Genomic DNA, 18,555 nt, shown 5'->3' with positions numbered 1-18,555 from the left:
GGCCAGGCACCGGGGAGGCGATCCCACGCGCCTCGCGGCATGCTTTGGATGCGGGCCCCGCGCGGCCCGCCGATACTGAACCCGTTTTAGAACACCAAGAAATAGGAGCGGAACGTGAAGTTGCTGAAAACCCTGAAACATGAATTCCTGGCGGTGATTCCACCCACGGTCTTCTTTTTCCTGACGTTCTGCCTGCTGGTCATCACCCAAAGGTTGATCGACCAGGAATACGGCATACCCCTCGTGAACTTCGGCGGCGCCCTGATCGGCGCCCTGATCGTCGGCAAGGTCGTGCTGTTGGTCGATAACCTCCCCTTCGTCAACCGCTTCCCCGACAAGCCCCTGATCTACAACGTGCTGTGGAAAACCGGCATCTACCTGACCGCCACCTTCTTGGTCCGGTACGCGGAACACCTGCTGCCCTTTTTCAAGCAATACGGTCACTTGGCGGAAGCCCACCGGCATTTGCTCGAGGAAGTCGTCTGGCCGCGTTTCTGGCTGATCCAGATGTGGCTGATCGTGCTGTTCTTCGTGTATTGCGCCCTCAGGGAACTCATCCGGGTCATCGGCAAACGGGAATTCGTCGCCTTGTTCCTGGGCCAGGGAAAACGGGCGCAGCCCTGAGGCAATCCAGCCGCGGCCTTCCCGCGCGATGCGTATACATGCGAATGGGTGCGTATAATCGCGCGGGGTTTCCGCCCGCCCGATGGGCGGTTTCAAGACCTTCGCCAAAGAGGATCGAATGAAGAAAAAGAACGTCAACGCACAGACCACCCTCATGCTGTTGGCCGCCATCGCCCCTACGGCGTGCGGCTGGAAGGCGGTCACGCCGACGGCCCCCCTGGCAAAGGCCGACGCGCAGGGCCAATCCGCCACGGACGCGGCCAAGGAACAGGAAGGCCTCCAAGCCGGCATCGAAGCGGTCGTCTATGGTTTTCCGCTGGTCATCATGGACGCCACCCGCAAGAAGATGTCGAACGTGGCGATGGCCGGGCCCACGGCGGCTCCCGTCAACCAGTTTTCGCACATGCCGCAATTCCCGGATGCTTCGTTCAAGGACGTGGTGCGCGCCAATGTCGATACCCTTTATTCGACGGCGTGGCTAGACCTGTCCAAGGAGCCCATCGTGCTATCGGTGCCCGACACCCATGGCCGCTACTACCTGATGCCGATGCTCGACGCCTGGACCAATATCTTCGCCTCCCCCGGCAAGCGCACCACCGGAACCCGGCCGGGACATTACGCGATCACCGGGCCGGGCTGGACCGGCAGCCTGCCTGCCGGCATGAAGCCACTGCGGTCGCCGACCAACCTGGTCTGGATCATCGGGCGCACGCAGACCAATGGCCCGAAAGACTACGCCGCCGTGCATGCGGTCCAGCGGCAATACCAACTCACGCCCCTGTCGGCGTTCGGGAAACCCTACACCCCGCCCCCGGCGGCGGTGGACCCGACGGTCGATATGCGGTTGGCACCGGCCGAAGCCGTCGCCAAGATGGGCAGCGCGGCCTTCTTCGATACGCTGGCCGCCCTGATGAAGGACAACCCCCCGCCCCCGGCGGATGCGCCGGTGCTGGCGAAGCTCGCCAAGATCGGCATCGTGCCGGGACAGCCCTTCGATCCGGCCAAGCTCGATCCGGCCTTGGCGAAGGGATTGGAGCAATCGCTGCCGGCCGCGCTGGAAAAGCTGACGGCCGCCTCCAAACAGGCCGGCGCCCCCATCAACGGTTGGCGGATCCCGTCGATGAAACTGGCCGACTTCGGCACGGACTACGGGACGCGGGCGGTGGTCGCGCTGATCGGGCTCGGGGCGAACCTGGCCGCGGACGCCGTGTATCCGTCCGCCTTCGTCGATGGCGAAGGCCAACCGCTCAACGGGGCCAACCGCTACGTCCTGCATTTCGCCAAGGGCGAGGAGCCGCCGGTCCGCGCCTTCTGGTCGGTGACGATGTACGACCCCGGCTCGTTCTTCGTCCCCAATCCGGCCAACCGCTACGCCGTAAGCAGTTGGATGCCGTTCAAGCGCAATGCCGACGGTTCGCTCGACCTCTTCATCCAGGCCGACCCGCCCGGCCAGGCGAAGACGGCGAACTGGCTACCCGCCCCCAAAGGCGAATTCAATCTGACGATGCGCATGTACTGGCCCAACGACCAGGCCCCCTCGGTGCTGGACGGGACCTGGAAGCCGCCCGCGCTCAAGCAAGTCCCATGAAGGATCGACCACACGCTTTCGGCGCGGCCCAGGGCGAAGCCGGCAACACCCGCCGAGGGACCACCGGGCCAACTCCATTCCAACCGCATTTAGCAACCCTAGGGAGAGACAAGACATGAGCTTTTTGGAGTTATCGCAGCCATCGGCCCAGCAAACGCCGCGAACCCGATTCCGCCCCGGTCCGCGCTGGGCAGGACTGGCGGCCCTGGCATTCACCTCCTGGGTCCAGGCCGGACCGGCGGCGGCTCCGGCCCTGCCCGCGCCGGAAGACCCCTGGGCCTTCAACCTCACCGCCTACATCTGGACGTCCGGGGTGAAGGGCAATTTCAGCGCGGGGCCGACCAGCCAGTCGGTGGATGCCAGTTTCATCGACATCAACAACAAGTCGCGGCAATTCCCGCTAGGCTTCATGGGCCGCTTCGGTGCCCATTACGGGCGCTTCGGTTTCTATCTCGATGGCAACTACATGAGCCTGCGGTTCAAGCCCAAGTTCGGCGATATCAGCAATGGTATCGACAGCGACCTGGGCGTGATGGATTACGGCTTGGCCTATCGCGTACTCGGTCCCTCGGCGGCGGAGTTGCCCGCCACCCTGGCGAACAAGGGCAACGCCAACTGGCTGGAAGCCTACGCCGGGGCGCGCACGCTCTGGCTCGACAACAGCGTCGATTTCAAGACCCCGTTCGGCAATCCATTGAACGGCCCGCGCAGTTTCTCGGCCAGCAAATCGTTCACCAGCCCGGTGCTGGGGGCGCGGTTCATGGTCGGCTTTTCCCCGGAATGGTTCGTCTTGGTGGATGGGAATTTCGGCGGCTTCGGCGCGGGCGGGGTGCAGTTCACCGGCTCCCTGTTGGGCACCGTGGGCTACCGCACCACGATCCTGGACATGCCCACCTCCATCGAACTGGGCTACAAGGCGTTGCGCTACAACATCGACAAGGGCGGCCCGATCCAGACCAACGCCACCCTCAACGGCCCCTTCGTGGGCTTGACGGGCTATTGGTGATCCCGGTCCGCGGCATCCCCCATCGCGCTGAAAAGCCCTTTCTTTCCAGGTCCAGGAGCCTATGCCACCTACCCCGGCGCTGGCCGTTGACTTCCTGGGACCGCGCCGGCGGGACGCGGCCCGCAAAGCTTCAAAAGCGGGCCGCCCCGTAGGACATGCCCTAGCCCACCACTTCCGTCCGATACCGCCAAACCTTCACCGTATCCGACCAATGATGCTCGGACAAACCGGCCTTGCGCTTCAAATGCATGAGGAATTGCCAAGGTTCGGGCAGGGATTCCCACACCGCGGGTAAAAAGGTCCCGCGCCGCCCCGCGTCCTCCAGGATCAAACCATCCACCCCCGGCACGATCTGTCCCAGCAAATCCTCTTCCGACCCGAAGTTCATCGGCTCGGCGGGCGTCAGCAGCGAAACATGGATGGCCAGCCGTTCCCGTTCGGCCTCCGTCACCGGCGGAAACCGCGGATCGCGGAACGCGGCGGCGAAGGCGTTCTCCACCACGTCTTCCGCCAAGGGACGGCCCGCGCTCAAGGAACCGATACACCCCCGCAAATGCCCATCCAATTCCAAGGTCACGAACGTGGCCCGTGGCTCCCGCAGTTCGGCCGGGAACGCCTGCACATCGACCGTGGGAGCCGCCCGGTTGGCCAGCCCGACCTTGATCGAGGTTTGGGCGAGATTCAGCACCACTTTTTGCAGATTCTCGGGCAGCGAACATTTATTCGAAGACATAGGCACCATACCCCACAACACGGTCTTTGCCACCGGCGGTATCGCCGGAATTGCGTAAATCGACGGTCCGCGCCCGCATACCCCGGCACCGGGCCGAGTATAACAAACCGCTGACCGGCACCCGGCCACAGGCCGATTCATGATCCAAAGCTGCCCAATCCAGGTTTTCGATGGCCTGGGAAGCGGCTTGGTCCAACCTTTGGGCGGTGGCGTAATCATGGTAATGGCTGAGGTCGGAACTGATGACCAATAAGGTTTCCGGCCCACCCCATAATAAATCCAATACCGCCGCCACCTGTTCGGGCGTGGCATTCCCCGCCACCAAGGGCACCAATTGGAATTCCCCCAGTATCTCTTGCAGGAACGGCAAATGCACTTCCAGGCTATGCTCCTGGGCATGGGCCTGGTCGAGATAACCCACGAAGGGCAAAGGCAGGATTTTCTCGATAGCCGCCCGGTCTATCGGAATATCCCCCAACGGCGTGGTGTAGGCATCGGCCTGGGTGGCGGCGATGCCCTTGAAACCCACCCGGTGCGACGGCCCCATCAAGACCACCCGCCGGATCGTGCCCCGGTTCGGCGCGACCAAGGCATAGGCGTTGGCGGCGATGGGACCGGAATAGACATAACCGGCATGAGGGGCGATGATGGCCTTGGGCGGATTCCCCGCCGCCGTGGCCCCCGACAGGAAGCCTTGGATCATGTCGTGGAGCGGGCGGGCATCGGCGGGATAGAAGGCTCCGGCGACGGCGGGTCTACGGAAAATAGTCATGGTGGCTGGCCTCGTGGTGGCACCGGACTCGGTGGACGCCCCTATTACAAACCTGTTCGCAAACCCATATCAATAGGTGTGCCATGGACCTGGATTTCGATTCATCCCCGGGATTCCCCACCCGTTACTGGCGGCCTTTGGAAGATGGCCGCGTCGAATGCACGTTATGCCCCAGGTTTTGCAAGCCGCACCCAGGCCAACGCGGCCTGTGTTTTGTGCGCGGCAACCTGGACGGGAAAATCGCCCTGCTCTCCTATGGCCGGTCCAGCGGATTCTGTATCGACCCCATCGAGAAAAAACCCCTCAACCATTTTTTGCCGGGCACGCCGGTGTTTTCCTTCGGCACGGCGGGCTGCAATCTGGCTTGTAAATTCTGCCAGAACTGGGATATCAGCAAATCCCGCGAACAGGACGCGCTGCTCGACCACGCCAGCCCGGCCTTGATCGCCGAAGCCGCCCGGCAATTGGGTTGCCGCAGCGTGGCCTATACCTATAACGACCCGGTGATTTTCCATGAATACGCCATCGACGTGGCCGAAGAATGCCGGAAACTGGGGATAAAATCGGTGGCGGTTTCGGCGGGGTATATGTGCGCCGAACCGCGGGCCGAGTTCTACAGGCATATGGACGCGGCCAATATCGATTTGAAAGCCTTCACCGACCGCTTTTACCACAGGATTTGCGGCGGGCATCTGGCCCCGGTGCTGGAAACCCTGGAATATATCCATCATGAAACCCCGGCGTGGTTGGAAATCACCACCTTGCTGATTTCAGGCGAGAACGATTCCGACCAGGAATTGGAAAACCTGAGCGCCTGGATAGCGGATAAGCTGGGGCCGGCCGTGCCCTTGCATTTCTCGGCCTTCCATCCCGACTGGAAGATGCGGGAAATTCCCCCAACCCCGCCGGAAACCTTGATCCGGGCGCGGGACATCGCATTGAAGAATGGACTGAGGTATGTCTATGTCGGCAATGTGCACCACAAAGCCGGGGCTAGCACCTATTGCCACCAGTGCGGGGATATATTGATCGGGCGCGATTGGTACCGGCTTTCGGATTGGAACTTGACGGCGGAAGGGAAATGCAAGCGCTGCGGCACGGCCTGCGCGGGGGTATTCGAGGCCAAGCCGGGGGAATGGGGGGCGAAGCGGGTGCCGGTGGGCTTGAATCGGCGGGCGACAGCTTAGATACGCTGAAAGAACCAAAATACCGAAAGCGAGCCGATTGAATAGGCCGGGATTAGCCGTATATATTCTGGCCAGCGATAGGGCATCCTCCTCAAGCCGCCCCATAATAGCAATACCACGGTGATAAACGCCACTTGCCCACATTCTATGCCGATATTGAACGCGAACAAGGCCAATGGGATTTCCCCATCCGGCAAACCCACCTGCGACAAGGCCCCGGCGAATCCAAGCCCATGCAATAACCCGAACACCCCGGCCATTCCCCAAGGATAGCGGCATAAGAAGCCGCGCCTATCGCGACCGGCAAGTTCCACCGCCAGCATATAAATACTCAAGGCGATCCCGGCTTCTATCGCCGTGGTCGATACATGGATCCAACCCAGCGCCGCCAAAGCCAAGGTAATGCTATGCCCCACGGTGAACGCCGTGACCGTTGCCAATAACCGTTTGCCGGGCACCAATAGGGTCAAACCCAATACAAACAGCAAATGGTCGGTTCCGGTCATAATATGCTCGATGCCTAGCTTGGCATAATTCCAGAATACCGCCCATCGATCCTCAATATCTGGAATAGTGATGCCCGGCTCCGCCGGACTTAATATTTGGCGCAAAACATGGCCATCCAAAAATCTGACCCTTAATAATACATTGGCACCGCTGCTGGCGATATTCGCCACCTCCAGTTTTTTGCCGACCAAGCCGCCGGGGCAATACAGGGTCCATTTCGATACCCGCCCGGTATTTTCCTCGCTGACCGCAGGCGTATCCAGCGCTTCGCAATCCACGGGCAATACCGGCTGCAATTGGCTACCCAATACCCGGATGAGCGGCTCTTTCCAGCGTACCCCCACCTGGTCGCCATTCGATTCTTGCAATTCCAATAGGGCCGGGGCGAATTGATGGGCGTATCCAGGAATGCTGAACAGATTCAGCAAGGCGAGCCATAATAATAAACGCATCATTGCACCCTCACCTGGAATTCCTGCTTCAATTGCTGTAATCGCAAAGCCAACCATTCATCCGCCAATTTTTGCAATAAGCGTTGTTTGACTTCCTTGCGTATCTCGTCCAAAGCGGGAACATAAGGGCTGGTACGCTCTTGGATCAAAACCAAATGTTGCCCATAACGCGATTTCACCGGGCCGGACCAGAGATTCAGCGGGATGGCCTTGATAGCCATGACAAAACCTTGGTCGAAATCCCGCATCAATTCCTGGTCCGTGGCCAAGGGTATGGAAGAATCGATCCAAAAATCATCGCCCAGTCGCACCGCCTGCTCGGGCGACAAAGCGTTTTTCCTAATCTTCGACAAAACCTCGTTGGCTTTGGCCTCGGCATCCTTACCATGCACGAAAGCGTTGAAAGTGAGTTGAATCAAGCGGGTTTTTCCAGGCCGCTGGAACTGGCCTGGATTCTCCTTCAAATACGCCTGTAATAACTCATCATCCGGCAACCGTGCCAAAATCCCGGCGCGGATGAGACGGCGGGCACCGTCGATCATCATCCTGCGGACCACCAAATCCCCTTCCTGCAAGCCGATCCGCTGCGCCTGCGAGGCCAAGGTCTCCATGGACTTGGCCTCGTCCGGGTTTTCCTCGACAAACGCCGCGATCTGGGCCAGCCGTCTTTGTACGACAGGCTGGCTATTCAACCCCAGATACAAGGCATATTGATAAAGCACCTCGTTATCCACCAAGGCGCTATTCATCGCCTCTTGTTCCCGCGCATCAGGCAGGCGGTTATTGACCGCGAAAAACTCTTGTCGCGCTTTTTCTATCTCATAATGGGGAATAACGACTTGTTTCGGCGATCCAGGGCTTGGATAAGCCCGTGTTTTATAATAAGCCTCCCCGCCATAAAGGAATGTACCTAGTATTAAAAAGTGCAGGGCGGGTTTACGCAGCGCCTCCACGATTATTGCGCGGGTTCGTACCATATCGGGGAAGTCCATGCTCGTTCCTGAATAACCGGCTGCACAATATTGAATTTGCTGGTTTCGTTATTACAGCAAGCCGCGCCATTGACTGCTTTCTGCCGATCTTCCGGGTTATCGGATGCGCGTAGTTGATTCAAGGTGTTTTTACATTGGGCCGGTTTCAACGGGTTCAAACCATAATTGGCTTGGCACATATCCGTACTCCAGCGGCAAACCGGGGTTTCCAAAACCCGCGCATAATAAAATGCGCGTTGCTTGGGGTTGAAATTCTTATCCGTCCAGACCTTGCAGAGTTGATCATACCCGGTCGCGAGCTTATGGCATTGGGTATCGACCCCACCGGGGGCATCGCCTGCGGCCGCGTCGTCGCCCGCGACATGGACGACTTCCTCGTAGGTTTGCTGGGTGGCGGGATCCACCCAACCCTTGATGATCTGGATTTGCTGCAAAGGGGTATTAATCATATCGTCCTTCCAGGCCGCGACGATAAACCTGGGCTTCTTGGCGTTGGTGGGTTTCGGCAAAGCGTCCAATTCCCCGCCCATGGGCACGCCATTTTGATAGGCGTATGGCACGAAATTCTTCGCGCACAGGTCGCTAGGCATATTGGCATCCCAGCCCGCGAAAAACCGCACGATGGGCCGCGTGCCACTGGTGCCATAGGTTTCCTTTCTTTTCATGGCGGCAAAAATAGCATCGCGGGAGTTTTCCTCTGCCCAGGCGACGGTATAGCCGCCGGTATTATTTTCCGTCGCCGAACCGGAGCGGGTCGGAATGGCATCGTCATAACCCGCGTGTCCCGGCCAAGTCCTATTTTCTGGGTGCCAACCCAATACGCCGGTATGGGCGTCCGAACCGGAAACCACCCCCATTTTGAACGGATTGATGCCTTTGGGATGGGCGGCATCCTTATAATTATCGGCGAGGCTCAAGCCATCCTTCCAGACATTGCGCACGAAGGCATTGGGGCTGAAATCGCTGGGCGATGGCGCGGTATTCCCGTTCACGCCGGCGCTGGGCGCCCCCAGCCCATCCAATAATTCAAAATTACAAAACTCATCGGTCGTCAGCACACCCGCTTGGGCGCGGGGATCGAAGCGGCATTCGCTGCTGCCCTTGACCTGGAATATTTCCACCAAGGGTTCCCAATTCGCGCGTTGCTCGGCCAGCGCCGCATTACCCGGCGGATAAAACGAGGGCGGAATCAGGAACGATCCATTCGGGGCTTTCACGCCACCCCCGATATTGGTGTTGTGGGGGATGGTCAATACATCGCAACGGGTCGCCGTACCGGGCGTGGTATCGTGGCCTTGCAGGCAAGACCAATCCAAACCATTCCAAAGGTTTTCCGGTTTGGGAGGTACGGAATTACCATTACTATCGAACGTCCAGAAAATGGCGGGCGCTTTTTGCACATCGGGGTTGGGTTCGACCGCCATATCGATGGCGGTGATGGGTTTCGCGACCACCCTATCATTGCGGAAAATCACATTGCGATGCCAAGTGGTACCCGAAGGGGTCGAGGTCACTTCGTAGGCATTGAAGGAAGTAAAGGTGCAATTGGGCGTGCGGTCATAGGCATCTTCGGCGGCTTGGCGTATTTCCCCCCACACCGCCGCCTCGGCGGCATCGCATTGTTCCCGGTTATCGGCGCTGCTGGTACAAACCGGCAAATGCTTGTTGAAGGAAGCCGGTCCCAAGCCTTGGGATACCAGCATCTGGAAACCCAAGCCGGAAAACTCATACTGGGTATCGTTGTTGGGTATCGCCGCGTAGGTCCAGTTATCGCCGTTGAGCAACTGGCATTCGAGCGAATATCTGGCCTCGGGTTTGCTATTGATATAGTCCTTGCAGACGCCCATTTCGCCGAAAAACTCGGAATGATCGGTGACCGCCCCCCAATCCAAAGCCCGGTCGATGACCACGTTCACGGTTTGGGCGCCGTTGGCATCGGGCAAGGTCAAGGACCCTTTGGCCTTGGCGAAATCATAGGCTTGGTTGGGCCGGGTATTGACGAAACGGGTGCTGGCATCGAAGGATAATCCGGTATGCAAATGGGTTTCGCCGAAATAGGGTTTCCGGTTGACATCGTAATTGGCGCACCGTGGGCGGGTGGCTTCGGGCTCGGTCACTTCGAATGGCGGCTTGGGTTTCGCCATGGCGTAGTCGGCGATCAGCAACCCCGTCAACAAGATATACGTTTTTTTCATGGTCGTGCCTCTATGTTTAAAAACCTCCCGCCGGGCCTACTTTTCCCTGTTTACCCGCGGCCCCCGGCCCGGTTATTTCCTGGGCGTTTATACCTAAGCATCGGCGATTACCGTACAACGTAAACTTATCAGAGGCAAGCGATATATCATCCGGGCCAGGGTTGTACATGGCGGCGCGGCTCGGCCCCAGGGGGGTATCGGCGGGATAGGATAGGGGCCGGAATCCGGCGGGACCCTCGGTTGGCAACGCGCCGAAGCTTGCCATAACGCCCCACGCGGGATGGCAGCGCGACTTTTTCGTAAGCCGCAGCAGGCTGGGTTCGGTGCCGCAAAAGATGCAAAAGCCCGCCGCAGCCCTGGCCGAGCATCACGCCGCCCTCGCCCTCATCGAACCCCTGGTCGCCAAAGCCCCGGATTACGCCGAATGGCGGCAAGATTTGGCCTGGGTCCGGCAACAAATCGCCGCCCTGGAATCCCCATCGCCGCAAGGCCGGGGTCGGCTGCGGCGGATCTGGCGCGGGCTGTGGGGACGGGGCTAGTGCAGCCGGTTCCGAACCCCGCTTGGGGACAGCCCAGCGCGGCCCGCACGCGGCGCAAGGAGGTGGGTGGATTCGCCGCCGCACGATACCGGCCCGGACCCGTCCCAAGGCCGGTCGATGCTGTCCCTCGAAATTAGGGCCACCCGTCCCCGGCTGATACACTTCCCAGCCATGTCCGCCCCGGCCCCCCCGGCGCTGGAAAAGCCTCCCGCCCCACCCTCCACCCCAGGAGTCCACAATGTCCCCAACCTCCCGACTGCCCGGCGTCCCGCTGTCCCGGTCCGCCTCCCTGCTCGGCTTGTGCCTCGCCCTCGCCGCCCCGGCCCAGGCCGAACCGCGCTTCACCGGGATCGCCTTCCCGAACCCCACGGGTCTGGGTCCCTACGGCTCCGTCGCCGCCGACCTCAACGGCGACGGCACCCTGGACCTCGCCACCACCAACCAATACGGCCATAGCGTCTCGGTGCTACTGGGCAAACCCGGCGGCGGCTTCAAGGCCAAACGGGATTACGCCACCGGCAAAGGCCCGACCGGGTTGCGGGCGGTCGATTGCAACGGCGACAAAATCCAGGATTTGATCAGCGTCAACTACGACGACAACACCGTCTCGGTCCTGCTCGGCCAGGGCGACGGCAGCTTCCTGCCCGCGAAAACCCAGGCCGGCGGCGAACGCGCCTTCGCCCTGGCGGTCGCCGACCTCAACGGCGATGGCCGCCCGGACCTCGCCCTGCCCACCAACCCCACGACCGGCGCGAGCGTGGCGATTTTGCTGGGCCAGGGCGACGGCAGCTTCAAGTTCAAGCGCAGCCTCTTCCAAGGCGGGCAGGTCGGTTCGGTGGTCGCCGCCGACTTGAACAAGGACGGCTCCGTGGATTTGGCCCTGGCCGACTGGAGCCAGGACCGGGTTTCGGTGCTGCTGGGCCGGGGCGATAGCCGCTTCCAAGCGGTGAAACACTACCCGGCCGCGCTCCCCTGGTCGGTCGCGGCGGCGGATTTCGACGGCGATGGCAACATCGACCTCGCCACGGTCGGCAATACCGACAACGGGCTGTCGATCCTGCCGGGCAAGGGGGATGGCGGCTTCCAGGCCAAGACGGGCTATCCGCTGCGCGGCGACGTTTTGGCCGCCGACGACCTCAACGGCGATGGCCGCCCGGACCTCGCCGTCGCGGGCAATGGCAACACCCTGGCGGTCCTGCTCAACCAAGACGGCCACTTCCAAAGCCAGCCGACCCGCTACAACGTGGACGACGGCTACAACAACGACTACAACGGCCATTATTCGATACTGGCCGCCGACCTGGACGGCGACGGCAAAACCGACCTCGCCACCCCCAACTGGATCTACGACAACCTGTCGATCCTGGTCGGCCGGGGCGACGGCGGTTTCAAGCCCCAGCTCGCCAAGGGCGTCTACCCCGTCAGCAGCGGACCCAGCGCCAATAACTTTGGCGTGAGCAGCGAACTCCTGGCCGACATCGATGGCGACGGCCACCTGGACGTGGTCACCGCCAACCTGGGCAGCGACAGCATCTCGGTACTGCTCGGCAAGGGCGATGGCAAGCTGCGGGGGAAAATGGATTCCGCCACCGGCCCCACCCCGGTCGGGATCGCGGCGGGGGATTTCAACGGCGACGGCAAGACCGACCTCGCCACCGCCAACCAAGGGGGGAACGGCAGCGTGTCCGTGCTGTTGGGCAAGGGCAATGGGAATTTCAAACCCCGCAAGGACTACGCGCCGGGCGGCGAAGCCTTGCGCAGCGCTTTGTCCCTCGCGGCGGCGGACCTCAATGGCGACGGCAAGATCGACCTCGCCGTCAACGGTTACTACAGCTTGGCGCTGCTACTGGGCCAGGGCGATGGCAGCTTCCAAGCGTTGCCGGATATCGCCGCGCCCGGCAACGACGGCAGGATCACCGTGGCCGACCTGAATCTCGATGGCAAACCCGATATCGTCGGTCCCGGTTGGATGATGACCGGCCTGGGCAGCGGAGCCTTCGGTAAGATCAAGGAGTTCTACCCCTATTGCGGCGCTTGCACCTCGGTCGCGGTGGCCGACCTGAACGGCGATGGCAAGCCCGATATCGCCATGGATTATTCGGAAAGCCTCGCCCCCACCACCAGCTTCGTCCTGGTCATGCTCGGCGACGGCACCGGCAATTTCCAGCCCCCGGTGCAATACCACACGGGCTGGTGCCCGACCGGGGTCAAGGTCGCCGACCTCGATGCCGACGGCAAACCCGACCTCGCCACCGCCAACTTCTGCGACCGCACCGTCTCGGTCCTGGCCGGCAACGGCGACGGCGGCTTCCAGCCCAAGCGGGATTTCAAGACCGGCTATGTGCCGGGCGACCTGGCGCTGGGCGACCTCGACGGCGACGGCAAGCCCGAGGCCATCACGGCCAATCCCTTCGCCGACACGGTGTCGGTGCTGCTCAACCAGTCCCGGCCCTGAACCGCGCTCCGACGCGCCCCAAGGACGGGGCGCTCATCGATAAAGCAGTTTCACCCGTTCCACCCCGATCCGCTTTTCCAGCCGGGCCAGCAATGCCGCCCCCGGCACCACCCGCCACGCCTGCCCCAGTTGGATCACGCCCTGCGCCGAGCGGCTGCGGTATTCGACCAGGACCGGGCAGGCCCCGCCGCGGTGGGGCGCGAGCAATTCGCGCAACTCGTCCACCGCCAGCGCCGCTTCCGGTCCCGGCCAGGCGATGGTCAGACGCTTGGCGAACTCGGCCCGCGCTTCCTCGATAGTCAACAGCCGCTCGGCGCTCAGCCGCAATTGCCCGGCGAAATCGTCGAACCCCAGGTTGCCCACCGCCACCAACAAGCTGTCCTTCTCCAGATAATTGCGGTATTTCTCGAACGCCTCCGAGAACACCGCGACCTCCAGCCGCCCGGTGCGGTCGTCCAGGGTGGCGAAGCCCATGCGCTTGCCGGATTTGTTCTGCTTGGTGCGGAGTTCCACCACCAGCCCGGCCACCACGACCTTGTTTTCCTGGCGTTGCCAACTGGGGGTGCCGGGACTCCTGTCGTGCTTCTCGGCCAAAGGCCCCAGGCGGTCGGTGACGAACTGGACGATATCCGCCTCGTAGGGGCCGATGGGATGGCCGGTGAGGTAAAGGCCCAGGGTGTTCTTTTCGTGTTCGAGCCGCTCGGCCTCGCCCCAAGGTTCGACCTGGACCACGGGCCGGGCCGGCTTCGCCGCCGCCTCGGCCACGCCGCCGCCCAGGAGCCCGAACAAATCGTCCTGGCCGGAATCGGCCATGGCCCCGTGTTGCTCGGCGGCCTTGAGGGCGTCGGGCAATTCGGCCAGATGGCGGGCGCGGTTCGGATCGAACGAATCCAGCGCCCCGCCCCGGATCAAGGCTTCCAGCACCCGGCGGTTGGCCTTCCTGAGATCGATGCGCTGGCAGAAGTCGTAGAGGTCTTGATAAGGACCGTGGCGGCGGCGCTCTTCCAGGATATCGCCGATGGCGTTCTCGCCCACGCCCTTGATGGCCCCGAGCCCGTATTGGATCGCGCCGCCGGGCAGCACGGTGAAGCGGAATTCGGAGCGGTTGATATCGGGCGGCAACAGGGTCAGCCGCATTTGGCGGCATTCCTCGATGAAGACGACGACCTTGTCGGTCTTGTCCATATCGGAGGACAGGACCGCGGCCATGAAGGCGGCGGGATAATGGGCTTTGAGCCAGGCGGTTTGGTAGGAAACTAAAGCATATGCGGCGGAATGGGAGTTCGAGCAGCACAAGCCGGAGGCCAGCAGGAAATGATGTTCCGGGTGGGCTACCTCAAGATCGTAACCTTGATCCCATCCCAGGAAAGTGACTCGTACAGGCTGCCGTAGCACCGTATTCCCGTCCAATCGCCAGCGGCGACGACCGCTAATAAGTGGTCGAGGCTGGGAGAGATAAGCTCGCCAGAGTTGGATTTGAAACGTTCCATCGAGAGCCGGATTAAGCGCCAAGAGCGCGTCAATATTTCCCTGTCCAAAATTCGGTCCCGGCGTTGCACTGTCATAAGCGATTTCTGCGAGCGAACCGGCAGGAAGTGCCACGGGCCATCGACCTCGATGGCGATTTTTAAGGTGTGATTTATAAAATCCACCTGCTTGAGTATCCCGCCACAATCCAAGCGGGTATTCCTGATAAACCCATGGGGCATCAACCGCGGTGCCAGCCAATTCTCCATTTTGGAAAGCTTGGGCGAGGCGTGGGCCTTGGCCCGGATTGCATCGAACTGTTCGGGATGATCCTCCCGCCATTGTTTGAGCCGGGATGCCCGTTCTTCTTGTATCTCCGGGCGCGACGCGGTTTTCTTGGCATTCTCCGAATATTTTTTCCGCATCGCTTCGGTATGCTTTAGATTCTTGCAGGTATTCACCCGGATTTCCCGGCGCAATTCCTGGCATCTCGGACAACTCTGGAAATGCTCTCTGAATTTGGCCCAAGTCCGCACGATGATTCCGCAATACATCGTCCTGTCCTTGCCGGCGGTCGGCCCGGTATGGATCATGCTCAAACATTGTGGACAATGTTTCTGATGGGCGTGGATAGCCCGCTTTGTAGGCTGGGTTTCCCCACACTTGCTCACCCATTTGGAGGATGGCCCAGAGCGGGAGCTGTCCGTGTCGGGTAAGCCATTTATGGTCGAGGGTACAACATTCGCGGGTGCCGTCATCGAAAACCACCTCCCAAAGTGGAACAAAACCATGGTCGTGCCTAGCTAAAACCTGGGTCCGGCTGAAGCTGCCATCGGGATTCGGCGCGATGACTTCGTCCCCTGGTTGGCAGTCTTCTATTCTCTTTATTCCTGCCGTGGTAAATATTTTAGTATCCGAAGATACCGTTTTGTTAAAACCATACCCCGAAAATTTGTCCACCAAATCAAATATAAAATTGGCGACATCCTTATCTACACCATTCTTTTCAGCGCCTTCCACAAAAATATCGCGCTGTTTCGCCATTTCTTCTGGCTTTTTCTTACCCATTGCACGGCGTAGCAAATCCGCCCCGCCCAGCGTATACCCCGACATATCCTGGGCAATCCGCATCACCTGTTCCTGGTACAGGATAACCCCGTTGGTCGGCTGCAAAATGGGTTCCAAGATGGGATGGGGATACTCGGCCTTCTGCTTGCCGTGCTTGACGTTGATATAATCGTCCACCATGCCCGATTGCAAAGGACCGGGCCGGAACAAGGCCACCAAGGCCACGATGTCATCGAAATTATCGGGCAGCAAGCGCCGGATCAAATCCTTCATGCCGCGGGATTCGAGTTGGAATACCGCCGTGGTCTGGCAGCTTTTCAGGAGCTTGTAGGTGTCGGGGTCGTCGAGCGGGATTTGGGCGATATCGACCGGCGGCAGTTTTTGCGCGGCCCGCTGCTGGTTGATGGTTTCCAGCGCCCAATCGATGATGGTCAGGGTACGCAGCCCCAGGAAGTCGAACTTGACCAAGCCGACCGCTTCCACGTCGTCCTTGTCGAACTGGGTCACGAGGTTGTCGCCGCCCTGTTCGCAATAGAGCGGGCTGAAGTCGATCAACTGCGAAGGCGCGATCACCACGCCCCCGGCATGCTTGCCGGCGTTGCGGGTCAAGCCTTCCAGCGACTTCGCCAGATCGATCAGCGCCTTGACCTCCTCGTCGGCGTCGTAGAGCTTTTTCAAGTCCTCGCTGTCCTGCAAGGCTTTTTCCAGGGTCATCCCCAGCTCGAACGGGATCAGCTTGGCGATGCGGTCCACGAAGCCGTAGGGATGGCCCAACACCCGGCCCACGTCGCGCACCACCGCCTTGGCCGCCATGGAACCATAGGTGATGATCTGCGATACCCGGTCGCGGCCATATTTCTCGGCGACATAGGCGATCACCTCGTCGCGCCGGTCCATGCAGAAATCCACGTCGAAGTCGGGCATGGACACGCGCTCGGGATTGAGGAAGCGCTCGAACAGCAACTCGAATTCGATGGGGTCGAGGTCGGTGATCTTGAGCGAATACGCCACCAAGGAACCCGCGCCCGAGCCGCGTCCCGGCCCGACCGGAATCCCGTTTTGCTTGGCCCATTGGATGAAGTCGGCCACGATCAGGAAGTAGCCGGGGAAATCCATCTGGTTGATGACGCCGATTTCGAGTTCCAGCCGCTCCTCATAGGCTTGGGTGCGCTGCGCCAAGGTGCCCTTGCCGGTGGGCGGGCGCACGGCGAGGCGCTCCCTCAAACCTTTGCGCGATTCCTCGGCGAAGAATTCGGCGGGGGTCATGCCTTCCGGCACCGGGAATTGCGGCAGGAAGTTCTTGCCCAGCGTCATGCGGATATTGCAGCGCTTGGCGATTTCCACCGTGTTTTCCAACGCCTCGGGCAGGTCGGCGAACAGCGCCGCCATTTCCTCCGGGCTTTTCAAATATTGCTGGTCGGTGTAGTCGCGGGGACGGCGCGGATCGTCCAACACCCGGCCCTGGTTGATGCAGACCCGCGCCTCGTGGGCCTCGAAATCGCTGGCGTCGAGGAAGCGCACATCGTTGGTGGCGACCACGGGCGCATCGCATTCGATGGCGAGGGCGAGGGTGCCCTCGATATAGTCCTCCTCGCCGGGTCGGCCCGTGCGCTGCACTTCCAGATAGAAGCGGTCGCCGAACACGGCCTGCCAATGTTCCAGGATACGCTTGGCCTCGTCGCGGTTGCCCGACAGCAGCGCCCGGCCAATCTGGCCTTGGCGGGCACCGGAAAGGGCGATCAGCCCTGTGTTCTTGTCCGCCAGCCACGCGGCCATGACCTGGGGCACGCCTTGGTGCTGGTTCTCGCGGTAGCCACGGGAAATGAGTTCGGTGAGGGTGCGGTAGCCCTGTTCGTTCTGCACGAACAAGGGCATCAGGTAGGGCGTGGCCGGGTCGGATTCGTTGTGGATCAGGAGGTCGGCCCCGGCGATGGGTTTCAAGCCCCCGCCCTGCGCGGCCTTGTAGAACTTGACCAGGGCGAACAGGTTCATCTGGTCGGTCACGGCCACCGCCGGCATCCCCAGCTTGGCGCAGCGCTTGACCAGGGGTTTCACATCGACGAGACCATCGACCAGGGAGTATTCGGTGTGGAGGCGGAGGTGGATGAAGCGGGGTTCGGGGAGTTGGTCGGCCATGGGGTTTCGTTATGGAGAAATCGGGCGGTGGAGCGATCGAAAAATTATCGGCGGGGTGGGTGGGCGCGGCAAGGCGGAATCCGGGGCTTGGATTCCCCACCCAACTTTATTGCGTACGGCGGGTTGCTTGACTATGCAACAAATGGATTAATCAAATGGAGACCACTGGCCACAAAATCATCGGTATTCCGGGTGGCAAGGATCAATCCCTTGGATTTTGCGATAGCGGCGATCTGCCCATCGGGAATGCTCATCGGACGGCCCAATTCCTTGCGATAGCCCATGATTTCACCGTAGCCATGAGCCGCCGAATCGTCGTATACGAGAATACGGCCATCAAACCCCCGGCTCATGAATTCGCGATACCGTTCGATAAGCGCATCGCGGCGCTTGCCAGCGGGCAAAATCCGCAAACCATATTCAATTTCGCCTACCGTGATGGCGGACACGAACAGCGAATCCACAGGTTGCCGATTCAGCCATTCCAATACTATGGGGGAAGGCATTGGCCGCATCGTTTCGGAAATGATATTGGTATCCAGCAGAATCATTCCGGGAAACCCATGGGTTGATGCGGCCCGCGTTGGGGCAACTCCAAATCGATGCCATGTTCGGCACCGAACAGACCGAGCGCGACATCCCCCAACCCCGACGGCGCGGTATCCGCAACCGCCGCCTTGAGGATGGTTCGGACTTCTTCTTCCAGCGTCACCCCATGCCGCGCGGCCTGTGCGTTCAACCGGGAATAAGTTTCTTCGTCCAGTGTGCTTATGCTCACAACGGCCATGGCCAACCCTCCTGACAAAGTGATTGCGTACTTCCCGGAAACCCCGC

Annotated in this window: 14 protein-coding genes and 1 pseudogene; 6 read left to right on the top strand and 9 right to left on the bottom strand. The window is 60.9% G+C overall.

Annotated elements, in window-relative coordinates; genetic code table 11:
- Nucleotides 1–114 precede the first annotated feature (114 nt).
- The 3 genes from K5658_RS06740 (at nucleotide 115) to K5658_RS06730 (ending at nucleotide 3,218) form a co-directional block, all read left to right on the top strand.
- Complete coding sequence (locus K5658_RS06740) at nucleotides 115–624, top strand: hypothetical protein (protein ID WP_221066188.1); 510 nt, start codon at nucleotides 115–117, stop codon at nucleotides 622–624.
- A 118-nt stretch (nucleotides 625–742) separates the two neighbouring features.
- A complete protein-coding gene (locus K5658_RS06735) occupies nucleotides 743–2,212 on the top strand; it encodes a DUF1254 domain-containing protein (RefSeq protein ID WP_221066187.1) in 1,470 nt (489 codons plus the stop codon).
- A 115-nt stretch (nucleotides 2,213–2,327) separates the two neighbouring features.
- Nucleotides 2,328–3,218: a hypothetical protein gene (locus K5658_RS06730; RefSeq protein WP_221066186.1), complete on the top strand. Its 891-nt coding sequence runs from the start codon at nucleotides 2,328–2,330 to the stop codon at nucleotides 3,216–3,218.
- A 160-nt stretch (nucleotides 3,219–3,378) separates the two neighbouring features.
- Here K5658_RS06730 and amrA read toward each other — a convergent pair whose 3' ends face one another.
- Both amrA and amrB read right to left on the bottom strand, forming a co-directional pair.
- Nucleotides 3,379–3,951: an AmmeMemoRadiSam system protein A gene (gene amrA, locus K5658_RS06725; RefSeq protein ID WP_221066185.1), complete on the bottom strand. Its 573-nt coding sequence runs from the start codon at nucleotides 3,949–3,951 to the stop codon at nucleotides 3,379–3,381.
- Nucleotides 3,938–4,717: an AmmeMemoRadiSam system protein B gene (gene amrB, locus K5658_RS06720; RefSeq protein ID WP_221066922.1), complete on the bottom strand. Its 780-nt coding sequence runs from the start codon at nucleotides 4,715–4,717 to the stop codon at nucleotides 3,938–3,940. The genes amrA and amrB overlap by 14 nt, the downstream gene beginning before the upstream one ends.
- 89 nt (nucleotides 4,718–4,806) lie before the next feature.
- Between amrB and amrS the strand changes: the two genes are divergently transcribed.
- Nucleotides 4,807–5,910, top strand: a complete 1,104-nt coding sequence (gene amrS / locus K5658_RS06715) for an AmmeMemoRadiSam system radical SAM enzyme (RefSeq protein ID WP_221066184.1) — start codon at nucleotides 4,807–4,809, stop codon at nucleotides 5,908–5,910.
- On the opposite strand, the gene K5658_RS06710 is transcribed toward amrS, so the two are convergent.
- The 3 genes from K5658_RS06710 to K5658_RS06700 are packed head-to-tail and all read right to left on the bottom strand — an operon-like array spanning nucleotide 5,907 to nucleotide 10,056.
- Nucleotides 5,907–6,926 (bottom strand): HupE/UreJ family protein, encoded by a 1,020-nt coding sequence (locus K5658_RS06710; RefSeq protein WP_221066183.1) that lies wholly within the window; start codon nucleotides 6,924–6,926, stop codon nucleotides 5,907–5,909. The two genes, amrS and K5658_RS06710, sit on opposite strands and share 4 nt — an antisense overlap.
- Entirely contained in the window at nucleotides 6,869–7,861 is a 993-nt protein-coding gene (locus K5658_RS06705) for a peptidylprolyl isomerase (protein ID WP_221066182.1), read from the bottom strand. Before K5658_RS06705 ends, K5658_RS06710 begins: the two co-directional genes overlap by 58 nt.
- Nucleotides 7,825–10,056, bottom strand: coding sequence for a DUF3604 domain-containing protein (locus tag K5658_RS06700; RefSeq protein WP_221066181.1), 2,232 nt, complete (start codon nucleotides 10,054–10,056; stop codon nucleotides 7,825–7,827). The genes K5658_RS06705 and K5658_RS06700 overlap by 37 nt, the downstream gene beginning before the upstream one ends.
- A 335-nt stretch (nucleotides 10,057–10,391) precedes the next feature.
- Here K5658_RS06700 and K5658_RS06695 point away from each other — a divergent pair, with 335 nt between their 5' ends.
- Entirely contained in the window at nucleotides 10,392–10,595 is a 204-nt protein-coding gene (locus K5658_RS06695; RefSeq protein ID WP_221066180.1) for a hypothetical protein, read from the top strand.
- 238 nt (nucleotides 10,596–10,833) lie between these two features.
- Nucleotides 10,834–13,050, top strand: coding sequence for an FG-GAP repeat domain-containing protein (locus tag K5658_RS06690; RefSeq protein ID WP_221066179.1), 2,217 nt, complete (start codon nucleotides 10,834–10,836; stop codon nucleotides 13,048–13,050).
- A 33-nt stretch (nucleotides 13,051–13,083) separates the two neighbouring features.
- On the opposite strand, the gene K5658_RS23480 is transcribed toward K5658_RS06690, so the two are convergent.
- The 4 genes and pseudogenes from K5658_RS23480 to K5658_RS06670 all read right to left on the bottom strand — a co-directional run bounded on the left by K5658_RS23480 (nucleotide 13,084) and on the right by K5658_RS06670 (nucleotide 18,508).
- Nucleotides 13,084–14,187, bottom strand: a complete 1,104-nt coding sequence (locus tag K5658_RS23480) for a helix-hairpin-helix domain-containing protein (RefSeq protein WP_246628630.1) — start codon at nucleotides 14,185–14,187, stop codon at nucleotides 13,084–13,086.
- Between the two features lie 1,245 nt (nucleotides 14,188–15,432).
- Nucleotides 15,433–17,721 (bottom strand): annotated as a pseudogene (gene dnaE / locus K5658_RS06680) (DNA polymerase III subunit alpha); the annotation flags it as partial.
- A 131-nt stretch (nucleotides 17,722–17,852) separates the two neighbouring features.
- A complete protein-coding gene (locus K5658_RS06675) occupies nucleotides 17,853–18,272 on the bottom strand; it encodes a type II toxin-antitoxin system VapC family toxin (protein ID WP_221066178.1) in 420 nt (139 codons plus the stop codon).
- Nucleotides 18,269–18,508, bottom strand: a complete 240-nt coding sequence (locus K5658_RS06670; RefSeq protein ID WP_221066177.1) for a FitA-like ribbon-helix-helix domain-containing protein — start codon at nucleotides 18,506–18,508, stop codon at nucleotides 18,269–18,271. Before K5658_RS06670 ends, K5658_RS06675 begins: the two co-directional genes overlap by 4 nt.
- Nucleotides 18,509–18,555 lie beyond the last annotated feature (47 nt).

The organism is Methylomagnum ishizawai, assembly GCF_019670005.1.
Lineage (GTDB): Bacteria > Pseudomonadota > Gammaproteobacteria > Methylococcales > Methylococcaceae > Methylomagnum > Methylomagnum ishizawai.
Note: the sequence above shows the minus strand (reverse complement) of the source record. Positions and strands in the feature narration are given on the sequence as shown.